20 protein-coding genes are annotated in these 21,444 nt (G+C 38.9%); 11 read left to right on the forward strand and 9 right to left on the reverse strand.

The genetic code is table 11. The features are described 5' to 3' along the window. Positions 1 to 5 precede the first annotated feature (5 nt). From pgaA to pgaD, 4 genes are read left to right on the forward strand one after another with little or no spacing between them, the layout of a single operon-like run. Complete coding sequence (gene pgaA, locus H7R46_RS06520) at positions 6 to 2,447, forward strand: poly-beta-1,6 N-acetyl-D-glucosamine export porin PgaA (RefSeq protein WP_005068503.1); 2,442 nt, start codon at positions 6 to 8, stop codon at positions 2,445 to 2,447. Continuing rightward, on the forward strand, positions 2,447 to 4,273 hold the full coding sequence (gene pgaB, locus H7R46_RS06525) for a poly-beta-1,6-N-acetyl-D-glucosamine N-deacetylase PgaB (protein ID WP_005068505.1): 1,827 nt from the start codon (positions 2,447 to 2,449) through the stop codon (positions 4,271 to 4,273). Before pgaA ends, pgaB begins: the two co-directional genes overlap by 1 nt. Continuing rightward, a complete protein-coding gene (pgaC, locus tag H7R46_RS06530; RefSeq protein WP_005068507.1) occupies positions 4,273 to 5,520 on the forward strand; it encodes a poly-beta-1,6-N-acetyl-D-glucosamine synthase in 1,248 nt (415 codons plus the stop codon). The genes pgaB and pgaC overlap by 1 nt, the downstream gene beginning before the upstream one ends. Continuing rightward, positions 5,517 to 5,975 (forward strand): poly-beta-1,6-N-acetyl-D-glucosamine biosynthesis protein PgaD, encoded by a 459-nt coding sequence (gene pgaD, locus H7R46_RS06535; protein ID WP_005068508.1) that lies wholly within the window; start codon positions 5,517 to 5,519, stop codon positions 5,973 to 5,975. Before pgaC ends, pgaD begins: the two co-directional genes overlap by 4 nt. 40 nt (positions 5,976 to 6,015) lie before the next feature. Here pgaD and H7R46_RS06540 read toward each other — a convergent pair whose 3' ends face one another. The 5 genes from H7R46_RS06540 to H7R46_RS06560 all read right to left on the reverse strand — a co-directional run bounded on the left by H7R46_RS06540 (position 6,016) and on the right by H7R46_RS06560 (position 10,122). Further along, the gene (locus tag H7R46_RS06540) at positions 6,016 to 6,579 is read right to left on the reverse strand and encodes a hypothetical protein (RefSeq protein ID WP_005068510.1); all 564 of its coding nucleotides are present in this window, start codon (positions 6,577 to 6,579) and stop codon (positions 6,016 to 6,018) included. 148 nt (positions 6,580 to 6,727) lie between these two features. Further along, the gene (locus tag H7R46_RS06545; RefSeq protein ID WP_005068512.1) at positions 6,728 to 7,732 is read right to left on the reverse strand and encodes an LLM class flavin-dependent oxidoreductase; all 1,005 of its coding nucleotides are present in this window, start codon (positions 7,730 to 7,732) and stop codon (positions 6,728 to 6,730) included. 133 nt (positions 7,733 to 7,865) lie between these two features. Further along, positions 7,866 to 8,372 (reverse strand): hypothetical protein, encoded by a 507-nt coding sequence (locus H7R46_RS06550; protein ID WP_002119687.1) that lies wholly within the window; start codon positions 8,370 to 8,372, stop codon positions 7,866 to 7,868. A 235-nt stretch (positions 8,373 to 8,607) separates the two neighbouring features. Further along, positions 8,608 to 9,027: a glycine zipper domain-containing protein gene (locus H7R46_RS06555; protein WP_005068514.1), complete on the reverse strand. Its 420-nt coding sequence runs from the start codon at positions 9,025 to 9,027 to the stop codon at positions 8,608 to 8,610. A gap of 192 nt (positions 9,028 to 9,219) precedes the next feature. Further along, a complete protein-coding gene (locus H7R46_RS06560; RefSeq protein WP_002119752.1) occupies positions 9,220 to 10,122 on the reverse strand; it encodes a LysR family transcriptional regulator in 903 nt (300 codons plus the stop codon). Between the two features lie 119 nt (positions 10,123 to 10,241). On the opposite strand from H7R46_RS06560, the gene H7R46_RS06565 reads away from it, so the two are divergent. The 3 genes from H7R46_RS06565 (at position 10,242) to prmC (ending at position 13,274) form a co-directional block, all read left to right on the forward strand. Beyond that, positions 10,242 to 11,081: a type 1 glutamine amidotransferase domain-containing protein gene (locus H7R46_RS06565; protein WP_005068517.1), complete on the forward strand. Its 840-nt coding sequence runs from the start codon at positions 10,242 to 10,244 to the stop codon at positions 11,079 to 11,081. Positions 11,082 to 11,370: 289 nt separating this feature from the next. After that, the gene (gene prfA, locus H7R46_RS06570; protein WP_002119588.1) at positions 11,371 to 12,459 is read left to right on the forward strand and encodes a peptide chain release factor 1; all 1,089 of its coding nucleotides are present in this window, start codon (positions 11,371 to 11,373) and stop codon (positions 12,457 to 12,459) included. Further along, a complete protein-coding gene (gene prmC, locus H7R46_RS06575) occupies positions 12,459 to 13,274 on the forward strand; it encodes a peptide chain release factor N(5)-glutamine methyltransferase (protein WP_005068520.1) in 816 nt (271 codons plus the stop codon). Before prfA ends, prmC begins: the two co-directional genes overlap by 1 nt. Positions 13,275 to 13,276: 2 nt before the next feature. Here the strand turns inward: prmC and H7R46_RS06580 are convergent, their stop codons facing one another. The 3 genes from H7R46_RS06580 to H7R46_RS06590 form a co-directional block, all read right to left on the reverse strand. Beyond that, on the reverse strand, positions 13,277 to 14,116 hold the full coding sequence (locus tag H7R46_RS06580) for an ABC transporter permease (protein ID WP_005068522.1): 840 nt from the start codon (positions 14,114 to 14,116) through the stop codon (positions 13,277 to 13,279). A 3-nt stretch (positions 14,117 to 14,119) separates the two neighbouring features. Further along, the gene (locus H7R46_RS06585; RefSeq protein WP_005068523.1) at positions 14,120 to 15,094 is read right to left on the reverse strand and encodes an aliphatic sulfonate ABC transporter substrate-binding protein; all 975 of its coding nucleotides are present in this window, start codon (positions 15,092 to 15,094) and stop codon (positions 14,120 to 14,122) included. Between the two features lie 242 nt (positions 15,095 to 15,336). Beyond that, positions 15,337 to 16,365, reverse strand: a complete 1,029-nt coding sequence (locus tag H7R46_RS06590; protein WP_005068525.1) for an AraC family transcriptional regulator — start codon at positions 16,363 to 16,365, stop codon at positions 15,337 to 15,339. Between the two features lie 169 nt (positions 16,366 to 16,534). Here H7R46_RS06590 and H7R46_RS06595 point away from each other — a divergent pair, with 169 nt between their 5' ends. Both H7R46_RS06595 and H7R46_RS06600 read left to right on the forward strand, forming a co-directional pair. Further along, positions 16,535 to 17,305 (forward strand): 3-hydroxyacyl-CoA dehydrogenase, encoded by a 771-nt coding sequence (locus H7R46_RS06595; RefSeq protein ID WP_005068527.1) that lies wholly within the window; start codon positions 16,535 to 16,537, stop codon positions 17,303 to 17,305. 19 nt (positions 17,306 to 17,324) lie between these two features. Then, positions 17,325 to 18,461, forward strand: coding sequence for an acyl-CoA dehydrogenase family protein (locus H7R46_RS06600; protein WP_005068530.1), 1,137 nt, complete (start codon positions 17,325 to 17,327; stop codon positions 18,459 to 18,461). Positions 18,462 to 18,553: 92 nt separating this feature from the next. Here H7R46_RS06600 and H7R46_RS06605 read toward each other — a convergent pair whose 3' ends face one another. After that, positions 18,554 to 19,132, reverse strand: a complete 579-nt coding sequence (locus tag H7R46_RS06605; protein ID WP_005068532.1) for a flavin reductase family protein — start codon at positions 19,130 to 19,132, stop codon at positions 18,554 to 18,556. A 173-nt stretch (positions 19,133 to 19,305) separates the two neighbouring features. On the opposite strand from H7R46_RS06605, the gene H7R46_RS06610 reads away from it, so the two are divergent. After that, positions 19,306 to 20,082 carry a HesA/MoeB/ThiF family protein gene (locus H7R46_RS06610; RefSeq protein WP_002119624.1) on the forward strand — a complete coding sequence of 259 codons (777 nt, stop codon included), beginning with the start codon at positions 19,306 to 19,308 and terminating at the stop codon, positions 20,080 to 20,082. Positions 20,083 to 20,140: 58 nt separating this feature from the next. Beyond that, complete coding sequence (locus tag H7R46_RS06615) at positions 20,141 to 21,439, forward strand: ABC1 kinase family protein (protein ID WP_002119658.1); 1,299 nt, start codon at positions 20,141 to 20,143, stop codon at positions 21,437 to 21,439. Positions 21,440 to 21,444: the final 5 nt, after the last annotated feature.

The raw sequence follows: 21,444 nt of genomic DNA on the forward strand, positions 1-21,444 counted from the left end.
TCAAAATGCTAAAAAAATGTGTTTTTTCATTGGTATATATCTTGCCTCTTAATTTATATGCTGCTCAAGTAGATAAATTGCGAGAGCAAGCTATTCACACTTATAAAGCTGGACAAACTCAACAAGCAATATTGCAACTAGATCAATTGCTAAATAAATACCCGCATGACCAAAAATTACTAGCTGATTATTTAGTTGTCATGTCAAGTGAAAAAAGAGATTTATTAACCTTTTCTTCTCAGTATTTAGCAAATGTTAATTATGTGACTTTTCCAGAATATGGGCAACTACCATTAATACGTAATTTTCGTGATTTTAAACACTTTAAAGATGCAATTGAGTGGTCGAATAAATTTAATATTCAAAAGACATCTGATGGGCAGATTTTATTAGCGGTTCTATATGCTGAGGCTAAAGACCCTGTAAATGCTAAGGTGCATTTATCAGGTATTAAGAGTAAAAATCTTACAGCTGATCAATTTGTTCAAATTGCTTATGCATATCGACTCATTAATTCACCTGTAGATGCTTTATCTGCAATCGAGCAAGCTTATCAACAACAACCAAAATCTTTTGCGGTTTTGCAAGAATATAGTTATGACTTGGCGGCTATAGGCGCTTATAAAAAAGCTCAGCAGTTGCTGCTTGCCAGCGATAAAAATGCGCAAACAGAATCGTTACAACACTGGTTAAAAGTCAGCGAGTTTTCTCAACGTGTAAATAATGCAATTACTCGCTATAAATATTTGAATCGGGAAGGCATGTCGGACAGTGAAGGTTTTGCTGAGCTTGATGCCGTGTTGAAACAAGGTGAGCAAATACAGTCTTTGATTCAACCGTCAGACCCTAATTATTTAAGATTTCATTATGACTATTTATATGCGTTGGACTTTCGTGGGCATAGCCGTACGGTATTAGATGAATTTACTAAATTAAATGTACCGTTAGAAAAGCTACCGGCTTATGTTCGTCATGCGATTGCTGATAGTTATTTAGCTGAAAGACAACCCAAGCAGGCTGAACTCGCTTTTAAAACCTTACTTACCGAAAAAAACTACTCAGATATGACGGTATATACGGGGCTTTATTATTCTTATATTGAACAAGAAAAATATAAACAAGCTGAACAACTTTTGAATGAAGTTGATCGATTGATTCCTACATATAAATATAGTCAAGCCAAAGGGGTGGATAAATCAAGCCATCCTGATCGTGATGATTATATCGCTTTACAAGGCATGCATTTAGCTTACGCCAATCATTTGGATCAATCAGAAAAGCATTTTCAAAAACAAGTAGATCTTGCACCTGCTAATGAAGGTTTAATTAACAACCTTGCTCGTGTTGAGCGCTGGAGAGATAAACCTTTACAGGCAAAGCAAACAATTGCTCGTTTAAATGGTTTAACGCCATTTGCTAAAGATACGCGTATTAACCAAATGCAAAATGCCCAGGCTTTAGGGAATATTCCTGAGTGGCGCAAAAGCACAGAAAGTCTTTTGCAATATTATCCTGAAGATAGTGGCGTAGTTAAAAGTCGAAAAGAGTTGGATGATCGTGATAGAGCAACCATCTCGCATTCTACAACTTGGGGCCAGAGTAAAGCAGAAAATAGCGATTCTGTGAGTGGGCAAAATGGCTTAAAAGATCGAGAAATGGAAACTCGTGTTAATAGCCCTTGGATTAAAGATAATTATCGTCTATTTGCTTGGCATCAAGATCGTTACGGTGAATACCGTTTTGGTGATGTGCATGACCAACGTTATGGTGTTGGTGCTGAGTGGCAAGCAAATCGTAAGGCATTGTCGGCAATTTTGTCGCAAAGTACAGATGGTGGCCAAGCAGGTATTCGTCTGGATTGGTCGCAATGGTTAAACGACCACTGGCAATATCAATTGCAATATGACAGTCAGGCTAATATTCCATTACAAGCAATTGATGCTGGTGAGGATGGACAAGCTTACCGTGCTGCTTTGACATGGCAAAAAGATGAGTCACGCCAAATTGGGGCGAGTTATGGCTTAACCGATATAAGTGACGGTAATAAACAACAAGAATTTTCTACTTTTTGGCGTGAGCGATTATTTGATGCGCCTCACCATATTACTTACGGAACCGTTCGTGGATTTTATGGCAGCAATAGCCAAGATCAGACTGCTTACTTTAGCCCAAGCAATCATTACAGTGCTGAGTTGAATTTAAGCCATGACTGGGTCACTTGGCGAGAGTACGAACGCTCATTTAAACAACATTTTGAAGCTGGAGTAGGGCTTTATAAACAAGCAGATTACTCCGCTCGACCAACATATTCTTTGCAATATCAACATCAATGGCAGCTCTCACGGACTTGGCAACTTAATTATGGAATTGGTTGGCAATACCATCCATACGATGGTCATGATGAACAACATACCTACGGTATTTTCGGATTTGAAGGGCGTTTTTAATGAATAACATGATGTCAAAAATGTTGAGCTGTGTGTTTGCCTCAACATTATTACCCGTACAATTTGCCTATGCCCGCATTGAAACTGAACTACCAAAAAATCATACGGTTTCGTTAACTTTTCATGATGTACGAGATGACGTACTAAAGGAAGGGGACCGTGATGTTTATGCGATTCAGACCAATAATCTGGCACAGTTTCTCGATTGGCTTAGCCAGTCGGACTGGAAACCGATTCGCTTAAAAGACATTGAAGAGGCGCGCAAGCAAGGTAAAGAATTACCTCATAACTCTATTCTACTGACCTTTGATGATGGTGCTTTAAGCAGTTATAGCCGAGTATTTCCTTTGCTGAAGCAATATAAAATTCCAGCAGTTTTTGCTCTTCCAACAAGTTGGTTACATGGTAATACAAAAGCGGGTTATGAAGCCTATGGCCAAGGTAACTTAGTGAACTGGGCTCAAGTTCGTGAAATGCAAGCATCTGGGTTAGCCGAGTTTGCAAGCCATAGTGATGATTTACATCATGGTGTATTGGCCAATCCTCAAGGTAATGAGCAACCGGCTGCAACTTCTTATGCATATTTAAAATCGCAATCACGTTATGAAACCGATGCGGAATATCAACAGCGCATTTTGCAGGATTTAAAAAAATCTTATGCAGTTTTAAAAAAAGAAGTAGGGGTTAATCCTAAAGCAATTATTTGGCCTTATGGTGCCGTGAATGAACAGTTAGAAAAGCTAGCACAACAGGCGGGTTTCCAGTTTTCATTCAGTTTGGGACGTGATGGTATGAATCGCGTGAGTGACTCAACTTTTAAGCGTAGCTTAGTCATTGATAACCCTACAGCCGAACAACTGACAGAAGGCATGTTAAATATTCTGAATTTCGAAGAGTCAGATTTATTTAAGCAACCACGTCATTTTGTGAGTATGGATTTAAAGCATTTGGCAGCACAACAAAATGCTCAAACTGATGAAAAACTTGGGCAGTTGTTATCAAAACTGTATAGCTTAAAAAACAACGCTTTAATCTTAAAGCCTTTGGAAGACAAAGATAGAGATGGGCAATATGATGTTGCTTATTTCCCTACAAATAAAATGTCTGTTCAACAAGATATTTTAAATCGTAGTTTATGGCAGGCTCAAACTCGTGCAGGCCAATCGGTAATATTAGAATTGCCTGCTTATCCGCAAAAAGATAAACCATTTTTAGCTGTAGATTTGGCTAAAGATATTGCACGTTTCAATAGTAATTTAAGCGGTGTTCAGCTTAATGCAGGATCATCTTTAAATTGCGCAATGCAAAAAATAACCGTGCAAGAAAGCAGTTGCATTGAACAATCAAAACAGCTTGAACAACTGAGCGAACTGACTAAGGAAGCGGTCAAACCTTATTTAAATATGAGTAATCAGGCGCAGTTTAGTTTATTGCTTACACCAGATTTAGATCATATTGAAAATCTACCTGAGCTTATAAAAACACTTTTAATGCAACATGACTTAGTCAATTTGAAGTTTGATGTGATTGGTAAGAAAAAACAATTTAATCAGTTGTTAACGCTCTTAAATACACTTGATCAAAATGATAAGCAAAGAATAATGCTGACTTTAGTATTACCAGAAAATTCGCAAAAAAATGCTTGGGAAGAGGTTCAGCAAGGGCTCTTTTCTATTCAGCGAGTAGGAATCCAGAAATTCGGTATTGATGGCTATGACTTTGAAAAATCAAAAGATGTTCATCAATATTTATATAATCCGCTTAGTCTGAATGCTAGCCCTGTGATGTATCAGCCTTTTGCTGGATTGGTAGAGGGGAAAAAGTAATGAGAGTATTACTCGATATTCTATTTGCTTTTGCCTTTTTATATCCCTTACTAATGGCTTGGACATGGATGGTAGGGGGACTCTGGTTCTTCTTTAAAAGAGAATACCGTGAACAAGCGCTTCCTGAACCTACAGATGAAGGATGCAGTATCATCATTCCGTGTTTTAACGAAGAAGCGCAAGTACGCCAAACAATTCGTTATGCGCTACAAACCAAATATCCTAATTTTGAAGTGATCGCCGTTAATGATGGAAGTAGTGACAGAACAGCTGAAATTCTCGATGAATTGTCAGCGCAAGATTCACGACTTCGGGTTGTACACTTGGCAGAAAATCAGGGTAAGGCCGTAGCTTTAAGATCGGGCGTATTGGTGAGTAAATACGAATATCTTGTTTGTATTGATGGAGATGCGTTGTTACATCCGCATGCGGTACTTTGGTTAATGCAACCATTTATTAATTTCCCGCGAATTGGTGCTGTAACGGGTAATCCACGAATTTTAAACCGATCTAGTATTTTAGGAAAATTACAGGTTGGTGAGTTTTCTTCGATTATTGGTTTGATCAAACGTGCACAACGTACATATGGTCGTATTTTTACTGTATCTGGTGTGATTGCAGCATTTCGTAAAACTGCACTCGTTCGAGTCGGGTTTTGGTCTGACGATAAAATTACCGAAGATATTGATATTTCATGGAAGTTACAACTCGACCATTGGGATATTCAGTATATTCCACAAGCGCTTTGTTATATCTATATGCCTGAGACATTTAAAGGTCTATGGAAACAGCGTCTTCGCTGGGCGCAAGGTGGGGTAGAGGTTCTTATAGAATATATTCCACAAATGTTCAAACTGCGTGTTCGAAGAATGTGGCCGGTCATGATTGAGGCGCTAGTCAGTATTATCTGGTCTTATGTGATGATCATGATCTTCACGCTTTTTTTTGTTGGATTATTTGTTGAACTGCCTCAGCAATGGCAGATTAAAACGCTTATGCCACAGTGGTACGGTGTAATACTAGGTGGAACGTGTTTGATCCAGTTTTTAGTGAGTTTGTGGATTGATCAGCGTTATGACCGAGGGCGTTTCTTTAGAAATTACTTTTGGGTGATTTGGTACCCGTTGTTTTTCTGGTTACTGACTTTGTTTACAAGTGTTGTCGCGGTACCAAAAACTTTATTTAACACAAAAAAACGTGCCCGTTGGGTAAGTCCAGATCGAGGCTTCCGTGGAGATAACCCATGAAACTTGAGGAAAATAAGAATATAGAGACTTTAGATATCCCTGAATATATTGATCAGCCGGAATATGTCAAAAATAAAACAGCAAACTATACATTACAAACCATTGGCTGGATTTGTTTAATGTGGTTGCTTTTCCCATTGGTTTCACTGTTTTTATGGGTTTTTGAGGGTCACTTAATTTATGATTACGTCTGGGTAGACCACTTATCAGAAGTTAAGACGTTATTACATTTAGCATTAATGATCGGAATTAGCGCGCTTATTTTAATTTTATGGGCAAGTTATAACTGGATTAGGTTTAGTGGTGAGGATCGACGAGCTAAGGCACCTAACAGTTCAGTTGAATTACTAGCCGCCCAATTTTTGGTTACGCCTGAGATGTTAACTGAGTTGCAAAAAAAACAGCGCATTATTTTGCATTACGATGATCACGGTAATTTGCAAAAATATGAGTAAATAAAAAAGCATGGCTTAAAAACCATGCTTTTTTTTACTTTTATGGCATTGCTCTGATAATAATATCAACAGGTTGTTCTATACCATCCATGCTGTGAACTGATGTATTGGTAATTTTAACAATTGGCCATGTTTGCAATTTACAGTTGGGTTTCTGAAGTGCCGCATAGTAACTGTCGGATTTAAAAAATACTTTTTTCGTGGTTGCAGTATTGGGAGTCAAAAGGCGTTTAAGCCATTGTTCATTTACTTGAGTTTCTAGAAAACGTAATGCCAGAATGCTTTTAACACGATTGTTAAATAACCTGCGGTTTTTAATAATAAGTGGGTGAGTAATTAACTTATGTGTACCCATTTGACTATGGGGCAAAATAAAATGAGGGGTGATTTGGAAGACGGTCACAAATTTTGCTTGCTGACAGATTTTTTCAAGATGAGTCACGCTATCTTGATTTGTACCAATAATCGCGACAGATGAATGTGAAAAGTCAAACTCTTTAATTGATGTTGATGAAATCACTTGACCAGTAAAATCTTCGAAATCTTGAGAAATATTCTGAAAAATTACTGATTTTGAAGTGTTATTTTTAATATTAATACTCATTTTCCAAAAGTCCTTTTGGTTTTTTAAATCATGATGTTTTTATCGTTTTAATATAAATAACCAAGCAGGCAGTTGGGGTAAAGCCTTTTCAGATAGATGGTCATCCCATACTCGAAATCAATTCAAGTATGGGAGCTTGAAGTAGAGTTTAATGTTCTGTTTTTACATTCATGAGTTGTGTAAAGCTTTCTAAACGTTTAGCTGTATCGTATACATCACATGTAAAAATAAATTCATCAACATCATACGTCGCTAATAACTTTTGTAAGCCAGAGCGAACCGTATCTACAGAACCAATTTGCGCCATTGCATAAAAGTTTTCGACAGAAAGTTGTTCTGCTGTATTCCATAATCCCTGCATTGATTCAACTGGTGGTTTCAGCTTCAAGCTTTCACCACGGATTAAACCTAATACGCGTTGGTAAGCACTAGTTGCTAAAAATTGTGCTTCTTCATCTGTATCTGCAACGACAACAGGCACACCCATTGAAACATACGGCTTATCTAGGTACTCAGAAGGTTCAAAGTTCTCCCGATAAAGTTGAATCGCTTGGCCTAACATACGTGGGGCAAAATGTGATGCAAATGAGTAAGGAAGTCCAAGTTTTGCGGCGAGTTGTGCACTAAATAGGCTAGATCCAAGTAACCAAACAGGAACATGGGTGCTTTGCCCTGGTGTTGCAATAATTTTTTGTCCTGCTTGAGGTACATCGAAATATTTTAAGATTTCGACAACATCTCGAGGAAACTGATCTTCTGTTTCTTGATGGCCACGACGTAAAGCTCGCATGGTGAGTTGGTCTGTACCAGGAGCACGGCCTAAACCAAGTTCAATACGATTTGGATATAAAGTAGCAAGCGTCCCGAATTGTTCTGCGACAACTAAAGGGGCATGGTTAGGAAGCATAATTCCCCCTGAACCTAAGCGAATATGCTGTGTATGTGCCGCAATAAAACCGAGTAAGACAGCAGTAGCTGAACTTGCGATACCATCCATATTGTGATGTTCAGCAAGCCAGAAACGTTCATAACCTAGTTTTTCTGCATGTTGTGCCAATTCTAATGCGTGACGTAATGAGAATTCGATGGTTTTATCATTACGAATAGGAGCAAGTTCCAAAATGGAGAACTTGGTATCTTGAAGTGATCGCATGCGATATTCTCGAATAAGGATATATCGAAATAATACGATATATAGGGTGTGATGTATATCGTTTTTTTTCGATATTAATTTTTAGCTATAAATAAAAAAGCACCCGAAGGTGCTCTTTTGATTTATCTGTGAATTAGCGGTTTTTATACCAACCACGGTGTAAGCCATTGTCATGGCGACGGCTACCACCTTTATAATAACGACGGTCACCATCGTAATATCTGCGGTCATCACGATCGTAACGATCACGGTCATAACGGTCATCGTAGTTACGATCTTCAGCAACTTTACGACCTAATGCAGAACCACCAGCTGCACCTACTGCTGCACCAATGTATCCACCGTTGGTACCGCCCATATTTTTGCCGACTGTATAACCAGCACCACCACCTAAAGCACCACCAATTGCAGCTTCTGTACGATTACGACGATCACTTGCTGCAGCTGCGCCACCAGCACCACCTAAAGCAGCACCGATTGTTGCACCTGAGGTACCACCAATACTTTTACCAATCGCAGTACCCACTACACTACCTAAAGCAGAGGTTGCAGCAACACGTGTGCCATTGTCAGCATGTGCAACTGTTACCATTGAAGATGTTGCAATTAATGCACTAGCCAACCAAATATTCATTTTCATCGTAGAACTCCATGTCCTTTTTACTGGAAGGACAGTTATCTTTATCTTGGGGTAAATGTAATAAAAAATTTCGTGATAATTATGGAGAACCCCAAGGGTGATACAAGTGTTTTGTGTCTGTTTGTAGTGTTTGTATTAATTTGTGGATAAATCATGAGCATACGAAATATGAGTGTATAACTTCATCACAATAAAAAAGCACCCGAAGGTGCTTAAAATTGTTTCATCAGCTTAATTAGTGATGACGACGGTGTTTTTTCTTCCAGTGCTTAGAAGATCTGTCTGCATCACGGTCTTTAGAGATTTTATTACCCAAAGCAGAACCACCCGCAGCACCTAAAGCAGCGCCTACATAACCACCATTTGTGCCGCCCATGCTTTTACCAACCGTATAACCAGCACCACCACCTAAAGCACCGCCAATCGCAGATTCAGTACGGTTACGACGATCGCTTGCAACAGCTGCACCACCAGCACCACCTAAAGCAGCACCAATTGTTGCGCCAGATGTACCGCCCATGCTTTTACCAATTGCAGTACCTGCTACGCTACCTAAAGCAGAAGCGGCTGCTACATGTGTTGTATTGTCAGCATGTGCCACAGTAACCATTGAAGTTGCTAGAACAGCGCTACATAACCACGCATTTAATTTCATTTTTGACTCCGTGTCCCTAGTTGCAGGACCCTATATCTTTTGTTACGGCAAATGTAACAAAACACTTCTCCCCAAATATGGAGAACCATCTTTTGATTATTGCAGTTTAGTGTCTGGTTTGTATGTTTTCTATTAAAATAGAATATTTAATACTCATATAGATAAATTAAGCTTTATTTAGTTTTAACGGGGTTACTCATGATCAGAACATAGAAAATTTATTAAAGCTCTTGTCGCAGACGACATATGTTTATGTTGTGCGTACAGTAAAGAAAAGGGCCGTGTGTGACCTGCATAACCCTCAAGTACGGGCTGCAATTTTCCTTGCCGGATCTTTTCATTAACAATAAAGCTATAACTCTGACATATTCCTAATCCACTTTCAGCAAGAGAAACTACTCCCAAAATATCTTCTTTTACTAAAATCCGATTTGATGGTATCCATTGAATTTCATTATCACCATTTTTAAAAAACCATGGAGTGACCTTACCTGTGCTCGGTAATTCAAAGGCAATACATTGGTGATGGTTTAAGTCTTCCAAGGTTTGAGGAACACCCATACGTTTTAAATATTCGGGTGAAGCAACAAGTTGAAGAGGGGCAAGCTCCAAAGGTCTGGCAATGAGAGTGCTACTAGGAAGCTGACCTTGGCGAATAGCTAAATCAAATCCTTCCGCAATTAAATCGACGTTTCGATTAGAAATACTGACTTCAATTTGAATATCTGGATATTGCAAAAGAAATTTTTGTAGTAATTCTGGAAGGCGATAGTGTCCGTAGGTGGTGGGTACACTTAATTTAATTTTGCCGGAAATTTGCAGTTGCTTACCTTGAATAGCACGCTCTGCATGGTCAATTAACTGAAATGCATGTTGCATCTTTTCATAATAAAGTTGACCAGCTTCAGTCAGGCTCAAATGACGAGTTGTTCTTCTAAAAAACTGAATGCCAAGTTTTTTCTCTAGCCGCGTAATTGTTCTACTAATGACTGAAGGAGTTGTTGCTAAATAAATTGCAGCTGCACTAATAGAAAGCTTCTCAGCGACAATTAAAAACACTTCAATATCGGCAAGATGGTCAAATTGACGTGACATTTAGTCCTCAAACGCAAAAAATATTTGCAAAGGTGGTTGTTTATCTACCTGATTGGCAAAAATAGAATATATCCATCCAAAATATAAATCCAGTAAATGGTTGGAATGAAGGTCGAATGATGAAATCTCTAAATAAAATAATGCTTGCAGTAGTTACTGCTTCAGCAGCATTCAGTGCAAATGCTGCTCATGTGTTAGTTGTGTTGTCTGATGAAGCCCAATTAGAGCTGAAAAAAGGCCATATTTTTAAAACTGGTTTTTATTTAAATGAATTGATGCAACCTACAAAAATGCTTTTAGATGCAGGCCATACAGTAACTTTCGCTACACCAAAAGGGAAAGCTCCAACCTTAGATGAATCATCGAATAATGCGATGTATTTTAACCAAGATGAAAAAGCATTAAAGCAATATGCAAATTTATTGCATGATCTAAAATTAACATCTGCTCAAGATTCTCCAGTTGTGAGCCTTTCTCGTATTGAGCAAATTGGTGTGGGTCAGTTTGATGCTATTTATATTCCAGGTGGGCATGCACCTATGCAAGATCTATTAAAAGATAAACAACTTGGAAAAGTACTTACAGCTTTCCATAAAGCTGGTAAACCTACTGCGTTGGTTTGTCATGGTCCTATTGCATTAATGTCTACTTTACCTAATGCCTCGGAAGTGGTTGGTCAACTCGAACAAGGCAAACCAGTAAAAACCGGTTCATGGATTTATAAAAATTATCGAATGACGGTGATTAGTAATCAGGAGGAAGAGCAGGCTAAAGCTTTATTAAAAGGTGGAGAAATGAAGTTTTATCCGCAAACGGCTTTACAGTCACTTGGCGCTGAGTATCAAAGCAATACCACTACATGGACTCCAAATGTAGTGGTAGACCGTGAACTTATTACAGGACAAAATCCAGCGTCGGCTGTTTTGGTGGGCAAAACCTTATTAGAAAAATTAAAATAAGTAGGCTGGCAAAGAGGTTTTTTAAACAAAGCCTCTATTGTCATATAGAGGGAAAATATAACTTATTATTTTCTACAGAACAGCCAAATTATAGGCAAGTAATAAATCTTATTCGAAATCATTATATTTATACGCCTCTACTTATTGGGAAAGTTGATGAATTGGCTGATTATATATGTCATTTAAGCAGCATAATCTGTAAACTATGCGCTATTTTTACGATTTTGCTTATCTTCTATACTTACATAGCGTTCGATAAGCTTTTTGGACTTTTGAGATATTTCCTCTTATGAAAGCGTCACTCCGTTTACGACTTGATCAACTCTGTGATCGACATGAAGAACTTACTGCATTGCTTGCAGATGCTGAAGTGATCTCCGATAACAAACGTTTCCGTAAATTGTCTCGTGAACATAGTGATTTATCTGAAATTACCGAAGTTTGGGGCAAATACCGTCAAGCAGAAGAAGATATTGAAACTGCTGAAATGATGAAGTCTGACCCAGACTTTAAAGATATGGCAGAAGAAGAAATTCAAGCCAATAAAACATTGCTTGAAGAATTAGAAAGCCAGCTCAACATTTTGATGATTCCAAAAGATCCAAATGATTCTAATGCGGCTTATTTAGAAATCCGTGCTGGAACAGGTGGTGATGAAGCTGCGATTTTCTCTGGTGATTTGTTCCGTATGTACAGCAAATATGCCGAGACACAAGGCTGGCGTATTGAAGTCCTTTCTGAAAATGAAGGCGAGCATGGTGGCTTTAAAGAAGTTATTTGCCGTGTAGATGGTGATGGCGTTTATGGTCGCTTAAAGTTTGAAAGTGGTGCTCACCGTGTACAACGTGTGCCAGCAACTGAATCACAAGGTCGTGTGCATACATCAGCTTGTACAGTTGCGATCTTGCCTGAAATTGATGTTGATACTAACGTTGAAATTAATCCTGCAGATTTACGTATTGATACTTACCGTGCATCAGGTGCGGGTGGTCAGCACATTAACAAAACCGATTCAGCGGTGCGTATTACTCACATTCCAACTGGTACAGTCGTTGAGTGCCAAGAAGAACGTTCACAGCATAAAAACAAAGCTAAGGCGATGGCATTGTTAGTATCGCGTTTAGAAAATGCTAAACGTGCGGCAGCAGATGCCGCAACTTCTGAAATGCGCCGTGATTTGGTTGGTTCTGGTGACCGTTCTGAACGTATCCGTACTTATAACTACCCACAAGGTCGTATGACGGACCATCGTATTAACCTAACTTTATATAAGTTAGACGCGATTATGGAAGGTGATTTAACTGAACTACTTGATAGCTTACATCGTGAATATCAGGCAGATCAGCTTGCGATGCTTGCACAGGAAAATGGCGGCTAATGAATATTGCTCAAGCGCTTGCAATTCGTGGTAAGCCTGATAGTTATGAACGACAAGAAAATGCTTGGTTACTTGAGCATTTTCTAAAAATCAATTCGCTTGAATTGAAGTTTAGACTTGAGCAAGAGTTAACAGCCCAACAAGAGCAAGATTACTTGGCTGGTCTTGAACGTATCCAAAATGGTGAGCCTTTAGCTTATGTGACGGGTTCACAGCCATTTTGGACGCTCGATTTAAAAGTAACGTCTGATACTTTAGTCCCACGTCCAGATACTGAAGTTTTAGTTGAAACAGTTTTAAATCTAAATTTGCCAAATATTGCAAAAATTGTTGATTTAGGAACGGGGACAGGTGCAATTGCACTTGCATTAGCGAGTGAACGTCCAGATTGGCAAGTAACCGCAACTGATATTTATGCGCCTACTTTAGAAGTTGCTAAAGAAAACGCAAAAACACATGATTTACAACGTGTGAAATTTGCTTGTGGCGCTTGGTTTGACGCACTTGAACCACAAAAGTTTGATTTAATTGTTTCTAATCCGCCGTACATTGACCCTGAAGATGAACACATGCAAGCTTTGGCTACAGAACCACGCCGTGCATTGGTTGCAGATCATCAGGGACTGGCTGATATTGAAATTATTATTGCTCAAGGTAAAAACTGGTTAAAACCACAAGGCTGGATTGCACTAGAGCATGGCTATGATCAGGGCCAAGCTGTTCGAAATATATTTGTGGAGCATGGTTTTAGTGAGATTAGAACCATTCAAGACTATGGCCAAAATGATCGAGTCACTTTGGCATGCTGGATTTAAAGTTATTTTTGTAGCGTATCACGCCAACGTAAAAACCAGTTTTCGATAAGTTTCATTAAGGTATCGGTTACTTTACCCAATAGCGCCAATAAAATAATTGCAATGATAACAATATCAGGTCGAGACGTTTCTCGGCCATCACTGAGTAAATAGCCAATCCCTTGTGTGGCCGCAATCAGTTCAGCTGCAATCATAAACATCCACGATAAGCTTAAGCTGTTACGTAAACCCGTTAAAATGCCGGGAGAGGCTGCCGGTAAAATAATAGATATAATCCGCTGAAAAGCATTAAGCCGATAAACTTTTCCAACTTCAATGAGCTTTTTATCTACATTATGAATTGCTGCAACTGTATTGGTATAGGTTGGAAAGAATGCTCCGATTGCAATCAATGTAATTTTAGACCCTTCATCAATCCCTAACCAAAGCAATAACAGTGGAATCCAAGCAAGACTTGGGATCGATTTAATTGCTGAAAAAGTTGGTTCTAAATATGCTTCTGCTTCTTTACTTAATCCAACCCAAATCGCAAAAATTAAACCTAAACCGCTTCCTATAATAAAGCCCAACAGAACACGCCATGTACTAATATAAATATGGGCAAATAGGTCGCTATGAGCTAAATCTGAAAAAGATTGCCATAAACTAGACGGTGCAGGGAGTAGATAAGCATCGATATAGCCTTTTCTGACTAAAAACTCACAAGCCGTTAAAAAGATAAGTGGAATGAGTAGCGCTTTAAACCACCGTGTAAATTTATGGTTTAGATGCTTTTTCTGAGATTTTGAAGCCTGCTGAGCTAAGAAGTGATTTAGCTCAGCTTTGTTAAGTGAATCACTCATATACTATTTCACGACTTTTTGAGCAAAACGTGGGTCTAGCAACTGATCAACCACTTGATTGACGTTGGTACCTTTTCTAACCAAATCCTCTTCAGTCAAAATTTTCCCAGAACGTTTTAGCGCTTGTGCTTGAGTTGCTGATGGAATGCTTTGATCGAAGTTGGTTCGGCTCAGTTGTAGTTTAGCCACAGGTAGAGGAAGTTTTGATTCTTGAGCTAAAAGTGCTGCCACTTTATCTGGATTGGCTTTTGCCCATTTTCGGGCTTGTTCGTAGGCTTTAATAACGGCTTCTACCGCTTCAGGGCTTTGCTTTGCAAAATCTTCTTTAACGCTCAGTACGCTATAGCTATTAAATCCAACATTACGATAAAGCAATTTTGCACCCGATTGAATTTGAGCTGAAGCCATTAATGGATCAAGTCCAGCCCAAGCATCTACTTGGCCACGCTCTAATGCAGTTTTTCCATCTGGGTGTTGTAGATGAACCAGTTGTACATCACGTTTACTCAAACCGACTGTATCTAGTGCTTGTAGTGTAAATAAGAAAGGATCGGTTCCTTTGGTAGCTGCAATTTTTTTACCTTTTAAATCTTTTAGGCTTTTAATTGGTGAATTTTTTGCGACAACAAGCGCGGTCCATTCCGGTTGGCTTTGTACATAAACCGTTTTAATTGGACTACCATTCGCTCGACTTAATACAGCAGCTAATCCAGCGGTAGAAGCAAAATCGATGCTGTTACTGTTGAGATATTCTAATGAGCGGTTACTACCTTGACTAAAAACCCATTTAATTTGGGTATTTGGCAGTGCTTTTTCGAGAAGTTTTTGATCTTTAACGATTAAACTGGTTGGTGCATAGTAAGCATAATCAAGTTTAAGTGTAGTCGGAATTGCTGCAAAAGCAGATGAAGCAAATACAAACCCCAATGTTGATGCCAACAAAGTCTTTGGTAGAGAAAATTTTGATTTTAAAGACATGATAAAAATAAAACCGAAATGAAATAGGAGATCATCCTTTCACGTGTTTAGAGGCTTATGAACTTAGTTATTTTGATTTATAAATCAGTTTGAAAGATAAAAGTTTGAATAAAATTATAAATCACTGTTTTTATGACTATTATCAAATTTTAAATAATGCATTTATCTGAAATATTGAATTTAAAATACATAAATATCATAAGCTTAAACTCTAACGCCTTAAGCTTCATTCGATGTATATGTTATTGCTTGTGTCCAGTTAAATTATCTCGATATGCACCTGGGCTGACGCCAGTCCATTTTTTAAAAGCACGGTGAAAGGCACTTGGGTCATGGAAGCTTAAATCTTCACTAATATCTTGAATTGAGTCATTCGTTTTGCTTAAGCGTTGAACAGCAATATCACAGCGGATTTCATTTTTAATTTGTTGATAGCTTACACCTTCATGTTTCAGTCTACGTTGAACGGTGGCTTCTGAAATATTGAGTTGGTGAGCTACATCTTTAAGTTCGGGCCATTGTGCAGGGTGGAGTTTCAATAAATGGCGACGAATAAGTACACTCAGGGCATTTTCATTTTTAAAGCGAACTAAAAGATTTTGCGGAGTTTGCTCTAAAAAATCATAAAGCGCTTTTTTATCTTTCTTAATTTTAATATCTAAATAGTGGGCATCGAACTCAACTCGATTTATCTCAGCATTAAATTGAATATCTTCACCAAAACGAACTAAATAGTCCTGAATATCGTTCGGTTTAGCACAACGTACCATAATAGTATTTAAACCAATTCGCTGGTCTACCAACCAGCACATAAGTCCGTGTACTAATATTAAAAAGGTTGCGTAGGTAAACATACGTTTAGGTTGTTCATGATCATGAATCACTAAATAAGCTTTGTCTTGCTCTCGAATGAGTTCTCCATGCATGTCATCTAGAATAAAGTTAAAAAACTTCAAAATATCATAGAGTGCTTTTTCTAAAGTTTCAGCCGTACTGACGAGTTTAGTCAGTAATTTATAGCTTCCACGACGCATGGGGTGGCTATCCATCCCAAAAAACTCATCGTTCATGGCATTGGCAAGCTCTATCCACAATTGGGCATAGGTTGTAACAGGCACACGTGCCTTTGGCGACATCAGTAATTCAGCGGGGATGCCTGCTTTATTTAGAATTATTTGTGTATTTATGCCTTTGGCATAAGCCGCACTCAGTGCTTCATGTACTAGTGCAATCGAAATTGTGCCTTTACTTAAAGAAGATTGGACAACCATGTCAAAGACTCATATTTTCTTCATATATTTCAAGTGAAATACTGCATATTTAAAATTTGGATTGATCAAAAGCTGAAAACATTTTGAGGCTTTTTGAAATTGTATCGGAAAACAACAACTTTTACTCTCACTACTAAGTTTAAAGAACATTTCTATAGGACATTACATAATGAAAATTCAAGGGAAACATTTCGTAATTACAGGTGGTGGCTCTGGTTTGGGTGCTGCAACAGCTGAGTATTTAGTCCAGCAAGGTGCTTCAGTTACCTTGGTAGACATGAATGTAGAAGCAGGCGAGCAACAAGCAAAACAGTTGGGGCCAAAAGCTGACTTTGTAAAACTTGATGTGACCGATGAAGCTGCTGCTGAACAGTTCTTTAAGGATGTTTTGACAAAACATAGTCATTTACATGGTTTGGTGAACTGTGCAGGTATTGGCCCTTCTGCAAAAGTAGTTGGCCGTGAGGGTGTTCATGACTTGGGATTATTTGCAAAGACTTTAAATATTAACGTCACAGGTACATTTAACATGCTGCGTTTTGCAGCAGATGCAATGAGTAAAAATACACTTGAAGCAGGTGAAGAGGACCGTGGAGTGATTGTAAACACTGCTTCTGTTGCTGCATTTGATGGTCAAATTGGTCAGGCTGCGTATTCAGCATCTAAAGGCGCTATTGTGGCGATGACATTGCCGATTGCTCGTGAACTTGCGCGACATGCCATTCGTATTATGACCATTGCACCGGGAATTATGGAAACCCCAATGCTTAAGGGTATGCCACAAAATGTACAAGATGCTTTGGGGCAAATGGTGCCGTATCCATCGCGTTTAGGAAAGCCAGAAGAATTTGCTCGTTTGGTGGCACATATTGCTGAAAACTCTTACTTAAATGGTGAAGTTATCCGTTTAGATGGTGCAATTCGCATGGCAGCAAAATAATAAAAATAAGGATATTGAAATGATTCTAAATGCTGAACAAAGCATGGTTCAGGAGATGATGCGTAACTATGCGCAAAATCAGTTAAAACCAACAGCCGCACATCGCGATAAAACCCATGAATTTCCTGCTCAGGAATTAAAAGATTTAGGTGCACTAGGTGCTATGGGGATGACCGTGCCCGATGAATGGGGTGGTGCGGGAATGGACTATGTATCCTTAGTGCTTGCAATTGAGGAAATTGCCGCAGGCGACGGTGCTATTTCCACCATCGTCAGTGTTCAAAATTCCTTGATTTGCGGCATTACACTGGCGTACGGTTCGGATCAGCAAAAACAAACCTATTTGCCAAAATTTGCCTCTGGCGAATGGCTAGGATGCTTTTGTTTAACTGAACCACATGTAGGTTCTGATGCAAGTGCGATTTTATGTAAAGCTGAACGCGATGGCGACCATTGGGTGCTCAATGGCGTCAAACAATTTATTACCAGTGGTAAAAATGCCCAAGTGGCTTTGGTGTTTGCGATCACAGATAAACAAGCTGGTAAAAAAGGGATTTCGTGTTTTCTTGTACCTACCAATACACAAGGTTACTTGGTGACTCGTATTGAAGATAAAATGGGCCAACATGCTTCAGATACAGCCACTATTACTTTTGAGGACTGCCGAATTCCTTTAGAAAATTTGGTGGGGCAAGAGGGTGAAGGTTATAAAATTGCATTATCTAATTTGGCAGCTGGACGTATTGGTATTGCAGCTCAATCGGTAGGTATGGCAAGAGCGGCTTTTGATGCAGCGGTGCAATATGCAAATGAGCGTAAAGCTTTTGGAGTCGAATTAGTTCAGCATCAGGCGGTTGGTTTCCGTTTAGCCGATATGGCGACCCAGATTGAAGCTGCGCATCAGTTGGTTTTGCATGCTGCAACTTTAAAAGATGCTGGGCTGCCTTGTTTAAAAGAAGCCTCAATGGCAAAGCTATTTGCGTCTACTATGGCTGAGCGAGTATGTTCGGATGCAATCCAGATTCATGGTGGTTATGGCTATGTGAGTGACTTCCCTGTAGAGAGAATTTATCGTGATGTTCGTGTAAGCCAAATTTATGAAGGTGCTTCTGATATTCAACGCTTGGTGATTGCCCGTGAAGTGGCTGAAGTTTAAGTATTAGATTTTAAAAAAAGAGTCACTGACTGCAAAAAAACCGCAATTGTTATGCGGTTTTTTGCAATTAAATGAAACTCGCTTTTTAATGATTAAATTTGAGCTTTGACTTCCTCACCAATCAAATAAAAAGTTCCACCTGCAATATAGTGCAGGCTACGAAGTTCTTTCGGCGCATCTTGAAAGTGCCAGTGCCCATCTCTAAAAACGCGGCTATCTGCCCATGCACCTACAACAGAACCAATAAATAAATCATGAGCTGATTGGTTATGGGGTTCTGGAATAAGTTTACATACAAGCCATGCGATGCAACCTGATACAAGTGGGCTAGGAAGTTCTTCTTGATAGAATAGCTCAACACCGCAATGCTCAAGTTTTTCTGGATCATCCAACTTACTAATGGTTCCAAGTTGATGAGTTAGATCGAGCTGTGCATAGCAAGGAACTTGTAAGGTGAAATAACCACTTTGCTCAACGAGCTGTCGTGTTTTAGTGCTTTTGTCGAGAACAACTGACACTTTGGCTGGCTTGAATTCTAAGGCACATGCCCAAGCGGCAGCCATCACATTGCGGTCATCACCATGTTGTGCAGAAACAAGCACAGTTGGGCCATGATTTAATAAACGATAAGCTTTTTCTAACTCTACAGGTGCAATATATGATTGCGTCATATTTAGCCTAAGTAATAAAGAAAATAGATATTTCTATTGTTGCAGAAAGCTTGATAGATGCAATGTTGGTAAATAAGCTTTATTAGAATAAAAAAGTTGTTTCTATTTTATAGCTTTCATAATAACGAACTTAGTCATAAAATCATTTCGCTTCTAAGTGAAAGGATTAACGTGTGACCGAGCTTCAAGATATCGATTTTGTAGAGTTAAGTGATGAAGAAATGCATCTCTATAGCCGTCAGATTTTACTTGATGGATGGGATATTGAAGCTCAGGAAAAACTCAAACTTGCTAATGTACTGATTGTCGGTGCTGGTGGAATAGGCTGTAGCAGTGCAGAACTACTAGCGCGAGCCGGGGTTGGGAAAATTACACTGATTGATGCAGATACGATCGAGATAAGTAATTTACAACGACAAATCGCATTTGGTCATGAAGATATTGGTCGTTACAAAGCAGAAATTTTGGCTAAACGTTTACAGAAAATTAACCCTTATATCTGTGTTGAATACTATAACGAACGTTTAGACGAACATAACATTGATAGACTTGTTGAACACCAAGATGTGGTTTTAGATGGCTGTGATAATTTTACAACTCGCTATTTGGTAAACGCAGCTTGTAAGAAACATCAAGTCGCATTAATTAGCGCTTCAGCAATTGGTTTTCAGGCGCAAATGTTCATGGTTGAAGGAGATTCAGCTTGTTATGAGTGCCTTTTTCCGAAAGAACAGCATAGCAATGAAGGGCTGCGCTGTGCAGAGTCAGGGGTACTTGCAACTACTCCTGTAATGATAGCGTCATTACAAGCACATCACACTTTGCTGTATTTAGGTCTAAATCGTGTACCTTTAAAGCAGAAACTATTATTGTGGGATGGTTTAAATATGACACAACGTATTGTTAGTTTTGATAAAGATGTAAATTGCCCACTTTGTCAGGCAAGCTAATCAGTAAATTAAACAAAATTTGCTACACTCAACCTGAATGATTTGGTTTTGAAGAAATATGAAAAAAAATATTTTGTTTGATGGGCTGCGTTCAGTCGCCCGCATTGGTGAAACAGCAGTGGTTGCGGCCAAAGCTGGAATTAAATACGCAACTGAAAAACCAAGTAATGCCAAACTCATGCGAGAGACTTTTGAGTCACTTGGTTCAACTTATATTAAGCTTGGTCAGTTTATTGCGAGTACGCCATCGCTTTTCCCACGTGAATATGTAGAAGAATTTCAAGGTTGTTTAGACCAGACACCAACACTACCATTTAGTTATATTCAAGGTGTGCTTGCATCTGAATTTGAAGGGCGCGATTTAAGCCAGATTTTTAGCTATATCGATGAAAAGCCATTAGCTTCTGCGTCAATTGCTCAGGTTCATGCAGCTAAGCTGACCACAGGTGAAGATGTCGTTATCAAAGTACAAAAGCCTGGTGTTGAAACCATTTTATATACAGACTTAAGTGTAGTACATTGGGCTGCCAAGCTGCTCGAACGTGCTGTACCAAAGATCAAATTCGCAGCTCTTTCTGAAATTGTAGATGAAATTAAAAGCCGTATGGTCCGTGAAGTCGATTTCATTGAAGAAGCACAAAACCTAGATGATTTTGTGGAATATCTTAATATTTCACAAAATAAAGCAGCGACAGCGCCTAAAGTTTATCATCAGTTTTCTACACGCCGTGTCTTAACTATGCAACGTTTATACGGTGTGTCTTTGACAGACTTTAGTGTTGTAAAACAATATGCTAAAGATCCATCGCAAGTATTGATTACTGCCATGAATACATGGTTTGGTAGTCTCATGCTATGTAAGAGTTTCCATGCCGACTTACATGCTGGGAACCTAATGTTGCTTGAAGATGGGCGTATTGGTTTTATTGATTTTGGTATCGTCGGTCAGTTAAAACCTGAAGTTTGGACTGCATGTATTGCATTTATGGATGCCTTACAAAAAACTGATTATCAGGCAATGGCTGAAAATATGCTGAAAATGGGTATGACCCATAACAAAATTGACGTTCAGGTGTTGGCTCAAGATCTAGAGCGTTTGTTTAATGGCGTATTAATGGCCGATCCGCAACAGATATTGTCTTCAAATCCAGCCGATTTAAATGACATTATGATGGATATGGTAGGTGTAGGCGAACGCCACGGTATTAAATTCCCACGTGATTTTGCTTTATTATTTAAGCAAATGCTTTATTTCGATCGTTTTATGCGCGTACTCGCACCATATACTGATATTTATGCAGACCAGCGTTTGAAAATGGTTCAAAATATGGAACCTGCTTCGTTATTAAAGCACTAAGGTCA

Origin of the sequence: Acinetobacter sp. BEC1-S18-ESBL-01 (genome assembly GCF_014169935.1) — a bacterium.
Classification (GTDB): Bacteria; Pseudomonadota; Gammaproteobacteria; order Pseudomonadales; family Moraxellaceae; genus Acinetobacter; species Acinetobacter pittii.